This window comes from Herbidospora cretacea, from assembly GCF_001570605.1.
Taxonomy (GTDB): domain Bacteria; phylum Actinomycetota; class Actinomycetes; order Streptosporangiales; family Streptosporangiaceae; genus Herbidospora; species Herbidospora cretacea.
In genome coordinates this window covers 70,068-85,081 of record NZ_BBXG01000005.1, presented here as the reverse complement: position 1 = coordinate 85,081, position 15,014 = coordinate 70,068, and the positions used below count along the sequence as shown (strand labels likewise).

Annotated in this window: 18 protein-coding genes; 8 read left to right on the top strand and 10 right to left on the bottom strand. The window is 73.1% G+C overall.

Annotated elements, in window-relative coordinates; all coding sequences use genetic code 11:
• Positions 1–82: 82 nt before the first annotated feature.
• Positions 83–1,000: an alpha/beta hydrolase gene (locus AW270_RS11465; protein WP_061293730.1), complete on the top strand. Its 918-nt coding sequence runs from the start codon at positions 83–85 to the stop codon at positions 998–1,000.
• 2 nt (positions 1,001–1,002) lie between these two features.
• Positions 1,003–2,328, top strand: coding sequence for an MFS transporter (locus AW270_RS11460; protein ID WP_061293729.1), 1,326 nt, complete (start codon positions 1,003–1,005; stop codon positions 2,326–2,328).
• On the opposite strand, the gene AW270_RS11455 is transcribed toward AW270_RS11460, so the two are convergent.
• The 8 genes from AW270_RS11455 to AW270_RS11420 form a co-directional block, all read right to left on the bottom strand.
• Positions 2,269–2,913 (bottom strand): response regulator, encoded by a 645-nt coding sequence (locus tag AW270_RS11455; protein WP_061293727.1) that lies wholly within the window; start codon positions 2,911–2,913, stop codon positions 2,269–2,271. The genes AW270_RS11460 and AW270_RS11455 overlap by 60 nt on opposite strands.
• On the bottom strand, positions 2,904–3,992 hold the full coding sequence (locus AW270_RS11450) for a sensor histidine kinase (protein ID WP_061293725.1): 1,089 nt from the start codon (positions 3,990–3,992) through the stop codon (positions 2,904–2,906). The genes AW270_RS11455 and AW270_RS11450 overlap by 10 nt, the downstream gene beginning before the upstream one ends.
• Entirely contained in the window at positions 3,976–4,593 is a 618-nt protein-coding gene (locus AW270_RS11445; protein ID WP_061293723.1) for a DedA family protein, read from the bottom strand. The genes AW270_RS11450 and AW270_RS11445 overlap by 17 nt, the downstream gene beginning before the upstream one ends.
• An 82-nt stretch (positions 4,594–4,675) precedes the next feature.
• Positions 4,676–5,437: an ABC transporter permease gene (locus tag AW270_RS11440; protein WP_061293721.1), complete on the bottom strand. Its 762-nt coding sequence runs from the start codon at positions 5,435–5,437 to the stop codon at positions 4,676–4,678.
• Positions 5,434–6,210: an ABC transporter ATP-binding protein gene (locus AW270_RS11435; RefSeq protein WP_061293719.1), complete on the bottom strand. Its 777-nt coding sequence runs from the start codon at positions 6,208–6,210 to the stop codon at positions 5,434–5,436. The genes AW270_RS11440 and AW270_RS11435 overlap by 4 nt, the downstream gene beginning before the upstream one ends.
• 148 nt (positions 6,211–6,358) lie before the next feature.
• Positions 6,359–6,556: a hypothetical protein gene (locus AW270_RS11430; protein ID WP_061293716.1), complete on the bottom strand. Its 198-nt coding sequence runs from the start codon at positions 6,554–6,556 to the stop codon at positions 6,359–6,361.
• A gap of 17 nt (positions 6,557–6,573) precedes the next feature.
• Positions 6,574–8,487, bottom strand: coding sequence for a hypothetical protein (locus AW270_RS11425; RefSeq protein ID WP_061293714.1), 1,914 nt, complete (start codon positions 8,485–8,487; stop codon positions 6,574–6,576).
• Between the two features lie 100 nt (positions 8,488–8,587).
• Entirely contained in the window at positions 8,588–9,712 is a 1,125-nt protein-coding gene (locus AW270_RS11420; protein ID WP_061293711.1) for a CobW family GTP-binding protein, read from the bottom strand.
• Between the two features lie 49 nt (positions 9,713–9,761).
• Between AW270_RS11420 and rpmG the strand changes: the two genes are divergently transcribed.
• The 5 genes from rpmG (at position 9,762) to AW270_RS11395 (ending at position 11,699) form a co-directional block, all read left to right on the top strand.
• Entirely contained in the window at positions 9,762–9,926 is a 165-nt protein-coding gene (gene rpmG / locus AW270_RS11415; RefSeq protein WP_061293709.1) for a 50S ribosomal protein L33, read from the top strand.
• Positions 9,923–10,153 carry a 50S ribosomal protein L28 gene (gene rpmB, locus AW270_RS11410; RefSeq protein ID WP_061293707.1) on the top strand — a complete coding sequence of 77 codons (231 nt, stop codon included), beginning with the start codon at positions 9,923–9,925 and terminating at the stop codon, positions 10,151–10,153. The genes rpmG and rpmB overlap by 4 nt, the downstream gene beginning before the upstream one ends.
• Entirely contained in the window at positions 10,153–10,452 is a 300-nt protein-coding gene (rpsN, locus tag AW270_RS11405) for a 30S ribosomal protein S14 (protein WP_061293705.1), read from the top strand. Before rpmB ends, rpsN begins: the two co-directional genes overlap by 1 nt.
• A 2-nt stretch (positions 10,453–10,454) precedes the next feature.
• Entirely contained in the window at positions 10,455–10,613 is a 159-nt protein-coding gene (gene rpmF, locus AW270_RS11400; RefSeq protein ID WP_061293703.1) for a 50S ribosomal protein L32, read from the top strand.
• A 99-nt stretch (positions 10,614–10,712) separates the two neighbouring features.
• Positions 10,713–11,699: an amidohydrolase family protein gene (locus tag AW270_RS11395; RefSeq protein WP_061293702.1), complete on the top strand. Its 987-nt coding sequence runs from the start codon at positions 10,713–10,715 to the stop codon at positions 11,697–11,699.
• On the opposite strand, the gene AW270_RS11390 is transcribed toward AW270_RS11395, so the two are convergent.
• The gene (locus AW270_RS11390) at positions 11,696–12,205 is read right to left on the bottom strand and encodes a monooxygenase family protein (RefSeq protein ID WP_061293700.1); all 510 of its coding nucleotides are present in this window, start codon (positions 12,203–12,205) and stop codon (positions 11,696–11,698) included. The genes AW270_RS11395 and AW270_RS11390 overlap by 4 nt on opposite strands.
• Before the next feature lie 140 nt (positions 12,206–12,345).
• Between AW270_RS11390 and AW270_RS11385 the strand changes: the two genes are divergently transcribed.
• The gene (locus tag AW270_RS11385; RefSeq protein ID WP_218009183.1) at positions 12,346–13,566 is read left to right on the top strand and encodes an MFS transporter; all 1,221 of its coding nucleotides are present in this window, start codon (positions 12,346–12,348) and stop codon (positions 13,564–13,566) included.
• Between the two features lie 9 nt (positions 13,567–13,575).
• Here AW270_RS11385 and AW270_RS11380 read toward each other — a convergent pair whose 3' ends face one another.
• Positions 13,576–14,910 (bottom strand): S41 family peptidase, encoded by a 1,335-nt coding sequence (locus tag AW270_RS11380; RefSeq protein ID WP_061293698.1) that lies wholly within the window; start codon positions 14,908–14,910, stop codon positions 13,576–13,578.
• Between the last annotated feature and the right edge of the window lie 104 nt (positions 14,911–15,014).

Below are 15,014 nucleotides of genomic sequence, written 5' to 3'. Positions count from 1 at the left end.
CTCAGACATACGTCATGTGACGAATGTCCGGGAAGCAGGTCCCGTCCTAAGGTCGACTCCGGCGTCGACCCCTGGAGCCGTCATGCGCAGACCCGTGCTGGACCCCGCCGCCCGAGCGCTGGCCGACGCCACCGCCCAGCCGCCCTTCCTGTACGGCATGCCCCCCGCCGAGGCCCGCGCCGCCATCCGCGACCTCCAGCACCCGGAGTTCTTCGTCCCCGGCGTCACCCGGGAGAGCCTCCCGGACGCGGGCCTGACGCTCTTCCGCCCGGCGGGGGCCGAAGGCCCGCTGCCCGTCGTGCTCTACCTGCACGGCGGCTGGGTCTTCGGCGGCGAGGACAGCCACGGGCGGCTGGCCCGCGAACTGGCCCTCGGCTCCGGCGCGGCCGTGGCCTTCGCCGACTACACCCGCGCGCCCGAGGCCCGCTACCCGGTCGCGCTGCGCGAGGCCCGCGCCGCCCTCGACTGGATCCGCACGCACGGCGACGGCCACGGCCTCGACCCCGCCCGGGTCGCGGTCGCCGGTGACGCCGAGGGCGGCGCGCTGGCCGCCGCGCTGGCCCTGGTCGACCCGCACGGCCTGGCCGGGCAGCTGCTGCTCTGCCCGGCCACCGACGCCTCCTTCGACACCGGCTCCTACCGGGAGTTCGCCGAGGGCCACTTCCTGCGCGCCGCCGACATGCGCTGGTCGTGGGACCAGTACCTGCCCGACCCGGTGCACCGGACCGAGATGACCGCCAGCCCGCTGCGCGCCACCGACGCCGACCTCGCGGCGCTGCCCCCGGCCCTGGTCGTCACGGCCGAGGCCGACATCCTGCGCGACGAGGGCGAGGCCTACGCGGCGCGGATGCGGGCGGCCGGGGTCAGGGCCACCTCCGTCCGCTACGACGGGGTGATCCACGGGTTCGTCACGCTCAACGCGCTGCGCGGCACCCACGCCGCCGCGATGGCCATCGACCAGGCCGGGCGCTTCCTGGCGTCCGTCCTGCGGGAGAAGTGATCATGACCGCGAGACGCGTCGTCAGCGCCGCGGTGGTGGGCAGCGTCGTGGAGTGGTACGACTTCGCGCTCTTCGGGCTGGCCGCCGCCCTCGTCTTCAACGAGCAGTTCTTCCCCGCCGGCAGTCCCGTGGCGGGCACCCTCGGCTCGATGGCCGCCTTCGCCGTGGGCTTCGTCGCCCGGCCGGTCGGCGGCGCGGTCTTCAGCCACTTCGGCGACCGCCTCGGCCGCCGCCCGGCGCTCGCCGCCACGTTGCTGCTGATGGGCGTGTCCACGGCGGCCATCGGGCTGCTGCCCACCTACGAGAGCGCGGGTGTGCTGGCCCCGGTCCTGCTGGTGGTGCTGCGGGTGGCGCAGGGCTTCGGGGCGGGGGCCGAGTTCGCCGGGGCGCTGGTCATGGCGGCCGAGGCCAGCGAGCACCGGCGGCGCGGACTGTGGGCCTCGCTGCCCGGGGCCGGGGTGTCGGGCGGCATCCTGCTGGCCACGCTGGTCTTCACGGCGGCCTCGGCGCTGCCCGGCTTCCAGGAGTGGGGCTGGCGGCTGCCGTTCCTGCTGAGCCTGGCCGGAGTGGCGCTCGGCCTGTGGGTCAGGTCGCGGCTGCCCGAGTCGGAGGTGTTCGAGCGGCAGCGCGAGCGCGGGGTGAGCCGGTTCCCGCTGATGGAGGTGGTGCGCAGGCAGCCCCGCAGCGTGCTGCTGCTGTTCTTCGCCACCGCGCCCTACGGCGCGATGGGCTACCTCATCCAGGTCTTCGTGCTGTCGTACGTGAGCCGGACCCTCGGCGTGCCGGCGACGGTCGCCCTGATCGCCAACGTCGTCTCCTCGGCCATGGCCATCGTCGCCGGGCCGCTGTTCGGCCTGCTCAGCGACCGGGTCGGCCGCCGGCCGGTGTTCCTGGGCGGGGCGGTCCTGCTGGCGCTGTTCGCGTTCCCGATGTTCCGGCTGCTGGAGACCCGCGAGCCGGTGCTCATCGTGCTGTCGGTGACCGTCGCGTACGGGATCGGCATCACCGCCATGTTCGCCGCGCAGGCGGCGCTGTTCGCCGAGCTGTTCGACACCCGCCACCGGTACAGCGGCATCGCCGTCGTGCGGGAGTGGGGGGCGGCGCTGAGCAGCGGCCCCGCCCCGCTGGTGGCCACGGCCCTGGTCGCGGCGGCGGGGGGCGCGTCGTGGCCGATCTCGGCGCTGATCACGGGGTGCGCGCTGATCTGCTGCACGGCCGTCGTGCTGGCCCCGGAGACCCGCGACCGGGACCTGGACGAGCCGGTCGGCTCAGGAGCCCAGGTAGCGCAGGACCGCCAGGACGCGGCGGCTGTAGCCGGTCGTCTGTGACAGGGAGAGCTTGTCGAACAGGGCGTTGACGTGCTTCTCCACCGCGCTCTGCGAGACGTGCAGCGCTTGGGCGATCGAGGCGTTGGTCAGGCCCTGGGCCATCAGCTCCAGGACCTCGCGCTCCCGGGCGGTGAGCCGGGCCAGCGGGTCGGCGTGGCTGGTGCGGGCGAGCAGCTGCCGCACGACCTCGGGGTCGAAGGCCGCGCCGCCCGCGCCCACCCGCTCCAGCGCGTCGAGGAAGTCGCCCACCTGGGCCACCCGGTCCTTGAGCAGGTAGCCGACGCCCTCGACGTCGGAGCTCATGAGTTCGGCGGCGTACTTCTTCTCCACGTACTGCGACAGCACCAGCACCCGCACCTGCGGCCAGCGCCGCCGGATCTCCAGCGCGGCGCGCAGGCCCTCGTCGGTGTGGGTGGGCGGCATCCGGACGTCGACCGTCACCACGTCGGGCCGGTGGAGGGCCACCGCCTCGACCAGGGCCGTCCCGTCGCCGACGGCGGCCACGACGTCGTGGCCCTCCTCGGCCAGCAGCCGCACGAGCCCCTCGCGCAGCAGCGTCGAGTCCTCCGCCAGGATCACCCGCACGGGAGCTCCGCCTCGATCGTGGTGGGCCCGCCGGGCGGGCTGGTCACGGTGAGACGGCCGTCGAGCGCGGCCACCCGGCGGGCCAGCCCGGACATGCCGCCGCCCGCCGGGTCGGCCCCGCCGACGCCGTCGTCGTGGATGCGCACGACGACCATCCTGGCGCACCGCCGCACCTCGACCGTGACCCCGCTCGCGCGGGCGTGCTTGGCCGCGTTGGTCACCGCCTCGCTGACCACGAAATAGGCCGCCGTCTCCACCGGCTCGGGCGGGCGTCCGGGCAGGTCGCAGACGACCTTCACCGGCACGCCCGCCCGTTCGGCCACCCCCGCCAGCGCGTCGGCCAGCCCCAGGGCGTCGAGGCCCGACGGGTAGACCCGCCAGGCCACCTCGCGCAGCTCGGCCAGCGCCTCCTGCGCCTGCTCGTGGGCCTGGGCGAGCAGTTCCGGGCGGCCCCGGCGGGCGCGCCCGATGAGCATGGACAGCGCGACGAGCCGCTGCTGCATGCCGTCGTGCAGGTCCCGCTCGATCCGCCGCCGCTCGTGGTCGACGGCCGCCAGCGCCCCGGCCCGGCTCTCGGCCAGTTCGGCGATGCGGCGGCGCAGCGCCTCGGTCGGGTCGGGCCCGAGCAGGCGCAGCGCCAGCCGCCGTTCCAGCGCCCGCACGCCGACCAGCCCCGACAGGTCCAGGAACAGCAGCACGACCCCGGACAGCCCGGCGTAGGCGAGCAGGCCGGGGCTGAACGTCATGCCGTCGACCGGCAGCCCCCGCGACCACGACCAGGCGACGGCCACGGCCGCCCCCGCGCCGAGCACGAGCAGGAAGGCCACGAGCCCGCCGAGGATTCCGACCGGGATCCGGGCGGCCAGGTAGCGCAGCTCCCGCCCGCCGGGTGCGAGCTCCGCCGGGTCGAGCCCCAGCCGCCGGACCTCCAGGAGGGTCAGCCGCCGGGCCGCCGCCCGCACCCCCGGACGACCGGCGAACGGCAGCGCCCCGAGGAGGAAGACCAGGCCGAGCAGGGCGGTGACCGTACCGAGGACCACCGCCCCGAGCAGCCGCAGCCCTTCACCCGCGAGCCGCATGCCGCCCCTTGCGCCGCTCGGCGAGCCGGACGCCCGCGAACCCGAGCACCGCGATCCCGACGAGGGCGAGCACGACCTTGCTGCCCGCCCCGGCGTAGGTCTCGACCAGCGGCCAGTTCTCGCCCAGCGCGTAGCCGGCCAGCACGAAGATCGTGTTCCAGACCAGGCTGCCGAGCGTGGTGAGCAGGGTGAACGTGCCGAGCGGCATCCGCTCGACCCCTGCGGGGAGGGAGATGAGGCTGCGGAACAGGGGGATCATCCGCCCGAAGAAGACGGTCTTGCGGCCGTGGCGGAGGAACCAGGCCTCGGTCCTGTCGATGTCGGAGAGCTTCAGCAGCGGGATCCGGGCGGCCAGCGCCACTGTGCGCTCCCGGCCGAGCAGCGCGCCGATCCCGTAGAGGGCCAGCGCCCCCGCGACCGACCCCGCCGTGGTCCACAGCAGCACGTCGAGCAGCCGCATCTCGCCCTGGGAGGCGGTGAACCCGGCCAGCGGGAGGATCACCTCGCTGGGGAGGGGAGGGAAGAGGTTCTCCAGTGCGATCGCCAGCCCCGCGCCGGGCGCTCCGAGGCTCTCCATGAGTCCGACCAGCCAATCTGTCATGGGGCAGAGGCTACGAACGTCCAGGGTAGGGGCGGAATGAGGCGGGTCGCCGTTTCGTCCTGAGGAAAACCCCAGGGTCGAGCTAGGAGATCTTGCGGCGGTAGGTGGCCATCGCGAAGGCGTAGGCGACCACGAGGAGGCCCGCGCACCAGCCGAGGGCGACCCAGATGCCGGTGCCGACCGGCTGCTGGGAGAACAGGTCGCGCATGGCGTTGACGATGGAGGTCACCGGCTGGTATTCGGCGAAGAAGCGCACCGGGCCGGGCATGCCGTCGGTGGGCACGAACGCCGAGCTGATGAAGGGCAGGAAGACGATCGGGTAGGCGAACGCGCTCGCGCCGTCGATGGTTTTGGCCGACAGGCCGGGGATGACGGCGAGCCAGGTCAGCGCCAGGGTGAACAGGACCAGCACACCGGCGACCGCGAGCCAGGCCATCAGGCCCGCCGAGGAGCGGAAGCCCATGAGCAGGGCGACCAGCACGACGACCACGACCGAGAGCAGATTGGCCACCATCGAGGTCAGCACGTGGGCCCACAGCACCGCCGAACGGGCGATCGGCATCGACTGGAACCGCTCGAAGATGCCGCCCTGGAGGTCGAGGAAGAGCCGGTAGGCGGTGTAGGAGATGCCCGAGGCGACGGTCATGATCAGGATGCCGGGCAGCAGGTAGTTCACATAGGAGTCCGATCCGGTCTGGATCGCGCCGCCGAAGACGTACACGAACAGCAGCAGGAACATGATCGGCATGATCGTGGTCGTGATGATGGTGTCGACGCTGCGGGTGATGTGGCGCAGGGACCGTCCGAGCAGGACGGAGGTGTCGCCGAAGAAATGGGTGGTCATCGCGGGTCCTTGGGGTCGGCGCCGACGAGGGAGAGGAAGACGTCTTCGAGGGTGGGCTGCTTCTCCACGTATTCGACCTTGGCGGGCGGAAGCAGCCGCTTGAGCTCGGCGAGGGTGCCGTTCACGATGATCCGGCCCTCGTGGAGGATGGCGATGCGGTCGGCGAGGTGCTCGGCCTCGTCCAGGTACTGCGTGGTGAGCAGGACAGTCGTGCCGTGGGCGGCGAGCTCCTTGACGGACTGCCAGACCTCGATGCGCGCCTGGGGGTCGAGGCCGGTCGTCGGCTCGTCGAGGAAGATGACCGGCGGGTTCCCGATGAGGCTCATCGCGATGTCGAGGCGGCGGCGCATGCCGCCCGAGTAGGTCCCCACCCGGCGGCCGCCGGCGTCGGTCAGCGAGAACCGCCGGAGCAGGTCGTCGGCGATCGCGCCCGGGTCCTTGAGGTGTCGCAGCCTGGCGACCATCACCAGGTTCTCGCGCCCGGTGAGGATCTCGTCGACGGCCGCGAACTGCCCGGTGAGGCTGATCGACTCGCGCACCCTGGCGGGCTGGGCGGCGACGTCGAAGCCGTTGACGCGGGCCGCGCCCGCGTCGCCCGTGAGCAGGGTGGCCAGGATCCGCACGACCGTGGTCTTGCCCGCGCCGTTCGAGCCGAGCAGGGCGAAGATGCTGCCCCGCGCCACCTCGAAGTGCACGCCCTTCAGAACCTTCAGATCCTTGTACGACTTCTCCAGGCCGCGCACGCTGATCGCCTGCGCCGGTGGTGTGGTCATGGCTGGTTGCCCCCTAAAGGCTGGGTACTCGGTGTCGCTGACTACCGGTACAAAGTAACACTGACTACTGGTACATAGCAATGCTGAATAGCTGGCTTACGGGCATGGCGGCATGGCGGTCCGGCGGACCGCCTGGGATGGGACGGGGCTAGATGTCGAGGTCCTCGACGGCGGGCGGACGGCCCAGGCCGGCGATCAGGTCGTAGAACTCGCCGGGCATCCGGTCGCGCAGGTCGTCGAGCCTCTCGGCGACCTCCAGGGTCGCCTCGCCCTGGATGAAGCCCCAGTCGGAGTCGGCCAGCCCGAGATAGGTGCGCAGGGCCTCACGGGAGAACAGGCCCGACACCCAGTCGCCGAGCAGGGTCAGCCGACGTGGACGACCGGGCGGCGGGCCGGGTCGGGCTCGGCCTGGCGGAGCACCTCGCGGGTCAGCGGCGGGATGTCGCCGCCGCCGAAGACGAGGTAGCGCAGCAGCGCGCCGATCGGGTTGCCCTCGGCGGCCCAGTGGAAGTAGACGTGCGGGGTCTTGCCGGTCTCGTCGCGCAGGTGCAGCAGCAGGGCGGCGATGGCGTTGGCGACGGTCGTGCTCTGCGTGCGCAGGATCCGGAACCCGTGGCGCTCCTCGCCGACCACGCGCAGTTCCCCGGCGAACTCCGAGGCGTCGGGCACGGTGACCTCCAGGAACAGCAGGCCCTCCCGGGTGCGCAGGCGGTGCAGCTCCCAGGCCTCGCGCGCCTTGTCGACGTACTCCCTGGCCTCGCGGCCGTTGGGCTCGTTGGCGATGATGTAGAGCTCGCCCGCCTCGTTGACGAAGCGGCGGGCGGCGTCGTCGAGGCTGATGCTGGTGACGCGCAGTTCGGTGGAGCGGGTCGCCCGGGAGACCAGCGAGACCACCACGATGGCCAGCACGAACAGCAGCGCGATGACCAGGCCGTCGGGGCGTTCGATGATGTTGGCGACGGTGGCGTAGGCGAAGAACAGGGTGACCACGCCGAAGAAGAGCGCCGGGCGGGTGCGCCGCTTCGTCCACGCCGCCAGGGTGACGGCCACCGCCGCCGACAGGATGAGCGCGAGCACGCCGGTGGCGTACGCCCCGCCCTGCGACTCGACCTCGGCGCCGAAGACCACCGTGATGAGGAAGGCGATGGCGGTGAAGACCAGCACCATGGGCCGCGAGGCGCGGGTCCAGTCGGGGGCCATGCCGTACCGGGGGAGGTAGCGCGGCACGATGTTGAGCAGCCCGGCCAGCGCGGACGCCCCGGCGAACCACAGGATCGCGATGGTGGACAGGTCGTAGGCGGTGCCGAACCAGTCGCCGAGATACAGGTGGGCCAGGTAGGCCAGCGCCCGGCCGTTGGCCGAGCCGCCCTCGGCGAACTCCGCCGGGGGGATGAGCACGGTCGTGGCGAAGCTGGAGGCGATCAGGAAGACGCTCATGATGAGCGCGGCCGTGGTCAGCAGCTTGCGGGTGCCCCTGACCCGCTGGACGACGTCGCCCCTGACCAGCGGCATGACGGCCACGCCCGTCTCGAAGCCGGACAGCCCGAGGGCGAGTTTCGGCATCACGTACAGCGCGACCGCGACCATCGCCAGGGGGCTGGCGTAGTCGGAGTTCAGCGTGTCCTGCCAGCCGACCAGCTTCTCGGGCGCGGTCACCGCGTGTTCGACGGCGGTGCCCACCACGACCACGTTGAGCAGCAGGTAGACGGCCACCAGGACGACCGCGACGGAGATCGCCTCGCTGAAGCCGGCCAGGAAGACCCCGCCCAGCCCGGCGATGAGCGCCAGCGTCACCGGCACCTGCCACCCGGCCAGGGCCTCGGGCACGAACGGGTTGTGCAGGATGTGCGCGGTGGCGTCGGCGGCCGACAGGGTGATCGTGATGATGAACGCCGTGGCCACGAACCCGAGCAGGAACAGCACCAGCAGCTTGCCGCGCCAGCCCGGCAGCAGCCGCTCCAGCATCGCCAGCGAGCCCAGCCCGTGGGGGCTCTGCTCGGCCACCGCCCGGTAGGTGGGCAGCGCCCCGAACAGCGTCAGCGCGACCAGGACCAGCGTGGCGACGGGGCTCAGCGCGCCCGCCGCCAGCGCGGCGATGCCCGGCTGGTAGCCGAGGGTGGAGAAGTAGTCGACGCCGGTCAGGCACATGACCTGCCACCAGGAGTGCTGGTGTTCGGGCGACTCCTCGTCGTGTGACGGCCCGGCCAGTCCTTCGGGGCGTTTCAGGCCCTTCAGGAGCCATTGCCGCACTGTTCGGTCGCGGAGCGTGCCGGTCACCGGGCCACCTGTGCAATTTGGGGCAAGTAGGACGAGTGCACACGCTAGTGATGCCGCGTACCGATCCTCCGGAGGCGGTGCGTCAAGAAAACGTAAAAACTCAGGCGGTCTCCAGGAGCGGCGCGAAGGGGTCCTCGTAGCCGGCCCACGCGGCCGACCCCGCCACGGCCTCCTCCGGGGTCAGCAGGCAGGAGTCGAGCAGGGCGTGGATGCGGGCGCGGTCGAGGTCGGGCCCGACGAAGACCAGGTGCTGGACGCGGTCGCCGAGGGCCTCGGTCCAGTCGAGGGCGGCGGCCGCCCGGCGGGCGGGGGAGACCAGGTCCCAGGCGGCCTCCGGCAGCGAGGCCAGCCAGGGGCCCGCGTCCTCGACCGACATCGCGCCCGCCACGGCGTCCCAGCCGAGCAGGCGGTCGTGCCGGGTGGCCAGCCAGAACCGGCCGCGGGAGCGGACCGTCTCGGTGACCAGGTCGTCGAGGGCCTCGTACAGGCGGGCGGGGTGCAGCGGGCGCAGCCGGTGCCAGACGACGGTGGTGACCTCGCCGGTGCTCGCGTCGCAGGGGAGCACGGCGGTGGCGGGGTCGACGCGGTCGGCCAGCACGGGGGTGCGGAGAGCGGGCCCGGTCACCTCGGGCAGCGGGGCGGCGACCGGCGTCGCGGGGGCGAGGTGGGCCAGCAGGGCGCGCGAGAGGTCGTGGTCGTCCTCGTCGCCGCCGTGCAGGACCAGGGCGGTGGCGTACTCGACCTGCCGGGCCAGCACCTCGGCCAGGTGCCGCCGGTCGTTCCCGGTGCCGTGCACCGTCTCCGACAGGCGCTCGCCCCGGGCGATGTCGACGGGCAGATGGGCGGCGTCCAGCGCGGTCGCGACGCAGGTCAGCCGCAGCGTCGCGGCGGCCTCCTCGGTGTCGAGCGCCTCAGCCACTGTGCGCGGCTCGACCGCGTCCCACAGGTCCACGATCAGCAACGACGCCGCTCCGGCCCGCCGGAGCAGCTCCGGCAGCAGGTCCTCCCTGACGGTGCAGGTGACGCACCCGTGCGCCAGCCGCACCTCGGCGCGCTCCAGCACGCCGGAGGCGTCGCGCACGACCCGCTCGACCCGGCCGGAGGAGACCTCGCGCAGGTCGTGGTGGACGGCCACCGCGCCGGGGTGGGCGGTCAGCAGCCGTTGGACGGTGGCGGTGCGGGCCGTGGAGTGCAGACCGGCGACCAGGACGACGGGGGTGGTCATGGCGACCTCCTGAGTGGCGAATGAAAACAATTATCATTACCATCCTGCCATGGCCAGAAACGAGCTACGGCCGGTGATCAAACTGCGGTCGACCGCAGGAACCGGCTACACGTACGTGACCCGCAAGAACCGCCGCAACGACCCCGGCCGCCTCACCCTCAGCAAGTACGACCCGATCGCCCGCCGGCACGTCGAGTTCCGGGAGGACCGATGAGGTGCCAGCTGACCGGGGTCGGGCCCGTCTTCGGCAACAACGTCTCCCACTCCCACCGGCGCACCCGCCGCCGCTGGAACCCCAACATCCAGAACCGCCGCTACTGGCTGCCGGGAGAGGACCGGTACGTCCGGCTCACCCTCAGCGCCCGCGCGATCAAGACGGTGGACAAGATCGGCGTCGAGGCGGCCGTGGCCCGGATCCGCGCCCGAGGAGAGAAGGTCTGATGGCCAAGAAGAGCAAGATCGCCGCTGACGAGCGGCGCCGGGCGGTCGTGGCCCGGTACGCCCCCCGCAGGGCCGAACTGAAGGAGCTCATCCGCACCGGCTCCGCCGAGGAGAGGGCCGCCGCTGCCCGGGAACTGGCCCGCCAGCCCCGCGACGCCAGCGCGACCCGGGTGCGCAACCGCGACGCGGTCGACGGACGGCCGCGCGGCCACCTGACCAAGTTCGGCCTCTCCCGGGTCAGGTTCCGCGAGATGGCCCACCGGGGCGAACTGCCCGGCGTCACGAAGGCGAGCTGGTAGGCGTGGCCGTCCCGAAGCGGAAGACGTCCCGGAGCAACACCCGCCACCGGCGGGCCCGGTGGAAGGCCACCGCGACCGATCTCGTGCCCATCGTGGCCGAGGGCCGCCGCCTGCTGGTGCCGCGCCGCCTGGTCGCCGCCTACCGGCGCGGCCTCCTCTGACAGCTCGCTGATCTCCCCTCACCTGTCGTCCAGGCCACAGACCTTTGCCCCCGGCATCGGCCCGGGGTTCTAGCGTGGTGGGTGAGGGGGGTGGCCCGCATGCGGCCCGTGATCGGCGTCGAGGAGCACGTGTGGACCCCTGAGCTGAGAACGGCCCTGCTCAGTGATGACGGGTCCGACGCGGTCTACCGCAGGAACGGCCACGGCGAGCTCAACCGCCGTCTCCTCGACGTCGGCCCGGAGCGGCTGGCCCGGATGGACGCCACCGGCGTCGACGTGCAGGTGCTGTCGATCTCGACGCCCGGCACCCAGACCCTGCCGCCGCGGGAGGCGGTGCCGCTGGCCCGGGACGCCAACGACTTCCTGGCCGACGCCGTCCAGCGGCAGCCCAGCCGTTACGCGGCCTTCGCCACGCTGCCGATGACCGACCCGCACGCCGCGGCGGCGGAGCTGGAGCGCGCGGTCAACCGGCTGGGCTTCGCGGGCGCGATGATCTTCCCCCGCGCCGGGGGCGCGTTCGTCGACGGCGACGCCTTCCGGCCGGTGTTCGACGCGACCGCCGAGCTGGGGGTCCCGTTGTACCTCCACCCGGCGGTGCCCCCGCGACCGATCACCGACGCCCTGTATGGCGGATTCGACACCCCGACCGCCACCCGGCTGGCCACCGCGGGCTGGGGGTGGCACGCCGAGGCCGGGCTGGCCGCGCTCCGGCTGATCCTGAGCGGCCTCTTCGACCGCCATCCCCGGCTCCAGCTCATCCTGGGCCACTGGGGTGAGATGCTCGTGCCGTTCGCCGACCGGGCCGACCTGCTCAGCGAGGACGCCACCCACCTGGAGCGGCGGGTCCTCGGCTACGTCACCGGCAACCTCAACGTCACGGCGGGCGGGATCCTCAGCCACCGGATGCTCCGGCAGGCCGTCGACGTGCTCGGCCCCGACCGCGTGATGTTCGCCGCCGACACCCCGTTCGCCCCCGACGCCGACGCCCGCGCCTTCGTCGACGGCGCCCCGCTCAGCGCGCTCGACAAGGCCAAGTTCGCCCACGTCAACGCCGAGCACCTCCTCGGACTGAAGATCCCCGGCTAGGAGTCGTAGAGGTCCGACTCGCTCAGGGCCGGGGCGCCGTCGTCGTCGGTGCGTCCCAGCCGGGAGGCGGAGCCGAACATCGGGCCCCGCGCGCGCCGCACCCCGGCGAACCGCCCGAACCCGATCGGTCTCGGCACGTCGTCGTAGACGGCCTCCATGCCGCCCCTGATCGAGTAGGTCTCGTGCCAGAAGCCGGTGCCGCCCGAGTCGCGCAGGAAGTCCAGCCACCACTGCCGGTGGGGCTCGGACCGGGCGAACTCCAGCAGCGAGGGGAGGTCCCGCCAGTACTGGCGCATCCCCATGTTCATCGGGAAGAACGAGTAGTAGACCGGCTCGTGCAGCAGCAGCCCGTCGGGCCTGCTCGCGACCGACTCCTGGATCTTCCGGCCGAAGCCGAAGAAGGTCCTGATCCCGTACAGGTGGTTCACCCGCATGCCGAGGTACAGGACCATGAGGTCGGGATAGGCGGTCAGGTCGACGGTCTGCCGGGTCACTCGGGTGGGCATCCTGCACTCCTCGGGGTTCGGGTCATGCGCTGACGTTAACCCGGCCCACTTGACGATCCGTGAACCCGCCGTTCAGTGATCATCCACAGCCGCCGCCCACCATTCGACGTGCCCCCCAGTCCCGTCGAAAGGTCCCCCCCATGACGATGCACGCACAGGCGTACGCAGGCCAGTGCACCGCCGAGGAGAGGCGGCACACCGCCGCCGTCTCGCCCATCAGGAATCCCCGGCTGACCCTGTTCGCCCTGGCCCTGGGCACGTTCGCGATCGGCACCGGGGAGTTCGGCAGCAACGGCGTCATCCAGCTCTTCGCGGCGGACCTGGGCGTGTCGATCCCGGTCGCCACCTACGCCATCACCGCCTACGCCCTCGGCGTGGTGGCCGGCTCCCCGGCGATCACCCTGCTCGCCGCCCGGGTGAACCGGCGGACGCTGCTGCTCGGCCTGGTCGTGCTCTTCCTCGTGGGCAACGGGCTGTCCGCGCTGGCCCCCGGCATCGCCTCGCTCGTCGTCTTCCGGTTCGTGGCGGGCAGCGTGCAGGGGGCGTTCTTCGGCGCGGGGGCCGTCGTCGCGGCCTACGTCTACGGGCCGGGCCAGGGCGGCAAGGCCTTCGCCACGGTCATGGGCGGGCTCACCCTCGCCACCATCGCCGGGTCGCCGCTCGGCACCCTCATCGGCCAGCACGCCGGGTGGCGCGTCATGTACTGGGCCGTGGTCGCGGTCGGCCTCGCCGCCGGTATCGCCCTGGTGGCCTGGCTGCCGAGCACCGACGACCTGCGCGGCGGGTCGATCGCCGCCGAGCTGGGCGGCCTGCGCCGGGCCGGCGTCTGGCTGATGGTCGTCGTCGCGGCGCTCGGCATCTCCAGCATCTTCGCCGTCTACACCTTCATCGGCCCGTTCGTCACCGACGCGGCGCTGCGGGACCCCGCGCTCATCCCGGTCGCGCTGGCCGTCTTCGGCCTCGGCATGGCGGTCGGCAACCACCTCGGCGGGCGCGTCGCCGACCGCTTCGAGCACCGCGGCCTGATCTGGGGGTACGGCGGCGTCCTGGCCCTCCTGGTGGTCATCGGCGTGGCCGGGAGCGGCCTGCCGATCCTGCTGCTCTGCCTGTTCGGCGTCGGCGCGACCATGATGTTCGCCATCCCCACCATCCAGGTCCGGCTGACCGCCTTCGCCCCCGAGGCCCCGACCCTGATGGGCGCGCTCAACCTGGCCGCCCTTAACCTGGCCAACTCCCTCGGCGCGATCGGCGGCGCGATCACCATCGACGCCGGCTGGGGCGTCCTGTCCACCGTCTGGGCGGGCTTCGCCCTGACCTCCGCCGGTCTTCTCCTGTACGTCCTGACCGTCGCCCGCCGTTGAGACCCGGGCTCATCCGGCGAGCAGGGACAGGGCCTTGCGGAGGGCCGGGTCGCGGCCGGTCGCCAGGTCCAGCGCCGTCATCGGGGCGTGGTGGTCGGCGGGGACGCCGACGGTGTCGACGATCTGCTTGCTGGGGCCGAGGTGGCGTACCGACGGCAGCAGCAGGACGCTGCCGTCGTTCAGCAGCCACGGGCCGGCCGGGCCCGAGACGGCCCCGGCCGTGCGGGTCCCGACGATGGGGGCGATCGCGTGGTCGTGGACGGCCGCGCTGAAGTCCTCGCACGCCGACGCGCAGCGCCGGTCGGTCAGCACGACCAGCTCGGCCCCGAGCAGAGGCACGGTGTCGTCGGTCCTGTTGGCGGTGCACGATCCGTCGTACCGGCAGAAATAGCTCGTGATCTTCCCGTGCGCGAACGCGCCCAGCAGCCGCACGACCTCGTCGGGGGAGCCGCCGCCGTTGCCGCGCAGGTCGAGGACGACCTTCTTCGGGCCGCCGCGCAGCGCCGCGATCACCTCGTCGGCGGCGCCCCGGTAGAAGCCGGGGAGCCGGACGTACCGGGCGCCCGACACGTCCTTGACCGCCAGTGTCCGCTCCGGCCGTGTCAGCGGGCCCACCTTGAGCCGCACGGTCCTGACCTTGCCGGTCGTCGGGCGCTGCAGGGTGATCGTGAACGACGCCTGCTGCACCTGCGTGAGCAGCAGCGGGTTGAGCGTGTCACCCACCCAGACCGGCACCCCGTCGATCGCCCGCACGATGTCCCCGGGCCGGACACCGGCCTTGTCGGCGGGGCTGCCCTTGATCACCTCGGTGAGGAAGAACGGCGGCCGGGCCGCAGGGTCGAGCCCCGGCCCGCTGATCCCGGACGCGCCGACGATGCCGGTCCCCACCGGCCCCTCCTCCTCCGGCGGCGCGGGCACCTCGTGGTGGGCGTGGTTGTCGCGCAGCCCCGCGACCATCCCGTCGATCGCCGCCCGCAGCGCCACCGGGTCGCCCTCGCCGAGCGCCCCGGCCGCGGCGGCCCAGTCGGCGGCGCGGTCTCCGGTCAGCGCGGGAAGCTGGAGCCCCGCGACGTCCGCGCCGCGCCTCTGCAGGTTCACGGTGTACGCGGCGAACGCGTCCTTCAGCAGGTCCTGGGTACGCAGGCCGGGCCCGCCGTAGTAGTTGGCCAGGACGCAGAAGTACGCCTGCCCGAGCGTCTCCACCGTCGTCGGGGGAGCGGGGGCGGGCGGCGGGCCGGTGGGCCGGGCGCAGGCGGGCGGGGCCGTCGCGGCGGCCGGGGCGGGCGGGGCGACGAGGGTGGCCAGGAAGGCGGCGGCGACCGCCGTGGTCAGGATTCGCTTCATGCCGCCGAATGTCCCGGTTCCGGCGTTGCGCGGCGGTGAACGCGGTCGTTAACGCCGGTGCAACCCCCGGCCGGTCCGGACGGCGGCCGTCCGGACCGGTGGGC

Bases quoted from the DNA above. Each gene is read 5' to 3' on its own strand.
- AW270_RS11465 (WP_061293730.1), top strand. From the start codon at position 83: ATGCGCAGACCCGTGCTGGACCCCGCCGCCCGAGCGCTGGCCGACGCC.
- AW270_RS11460 (WP_061293729.1), top strand. From the start codon at position 1,003: ATGACCGCGAGACGCGTCGTCAGCGCCGCGGTGGTGGGCAGCGTCGTG.
- AW270_RS11450 (WP_061293725.1), bottom strand. From the start codon at position 3,992: ATGCGGCTCGCGGGTGAAGGGCTGCGGCTGCTCGGGGCGGTGGTCCTC.
- AW270_RS11445 (WP_061293723.1), bottom strand. From the start codon at position 4,593: ATGACAGATTGGCTGGTCGGACTCATGGAGAGCCTCGGAGCGCCCGGC.
- AW270_RS11440 (WP_061293721.1), bottom strand. From the start codon at position 5,437: ATGACCACCCATTTCTTCGGCGACACCTCCGTCCTGCTCGGACGGTCC.
- AW270_RS11435 (WP_061293719.1), bottom strand. From the start codon at position 6,210: ATGACCACACCACCGGCGCAGGCGATCAGCGTGCGCGGCCTGGAGAAG.
- AW270_RS11420 (WP_061293711.1), bottom strand. From the start codon at position 9,712: ATGACCACCCCCGTCGTCCTGGTCGCCGGTCTGCACTCCACGGCCCGC.
- rpmG (WP_061293709.1), top strand. From the start codon at position 9,762: ATGGCCAGAAACGAGCTACGGCCGGTGATCAAACTGCGGTCGACCGCA.
- rpmB (WP_061293707.1), top strand. From the start codon at position 9,923: ATGAGGTGCCAGCTGACCGGGGTCGGGCCCGTCTTCGGCAACAACGTC.
- rpsN (WP_061293705.1), top strand. From the start codon at position 10,153: ATGGCCAAGAAGAGCAAGATCGCCGCTGACGAGCGGCGCCGGGCGGTC.
- AW270_RS11395 (WP_061293702.1), top strand. From the start codon at position 10,713: ATGCGGCCCGTGATCGGCGTCGAGGAGCACGTGTGGACCCCTGAGCTG.
- AW270_RS11390 (WP_061293700.1), bottom strand. From the start codon at position 12,205: ATGCCCACCCGAGTGACCCGGCAGACCGTCGACCTGACCGCCTATCCC.
- AW270_RS11385 (WP_218009183.1), top strand. From the start codon at position 12,346: ATGACGATGCACGCACAGGCGTACGCAGGCCAGTGCACCGCCGAGGAG.
- AW270_RS11380 (WP_061293698.1), bottom strand. From the start codon at position 14,910: ATGAAGCGAATCCTGACCACGGCGGTCGCCGCCGCCTTCCTGGCCACC.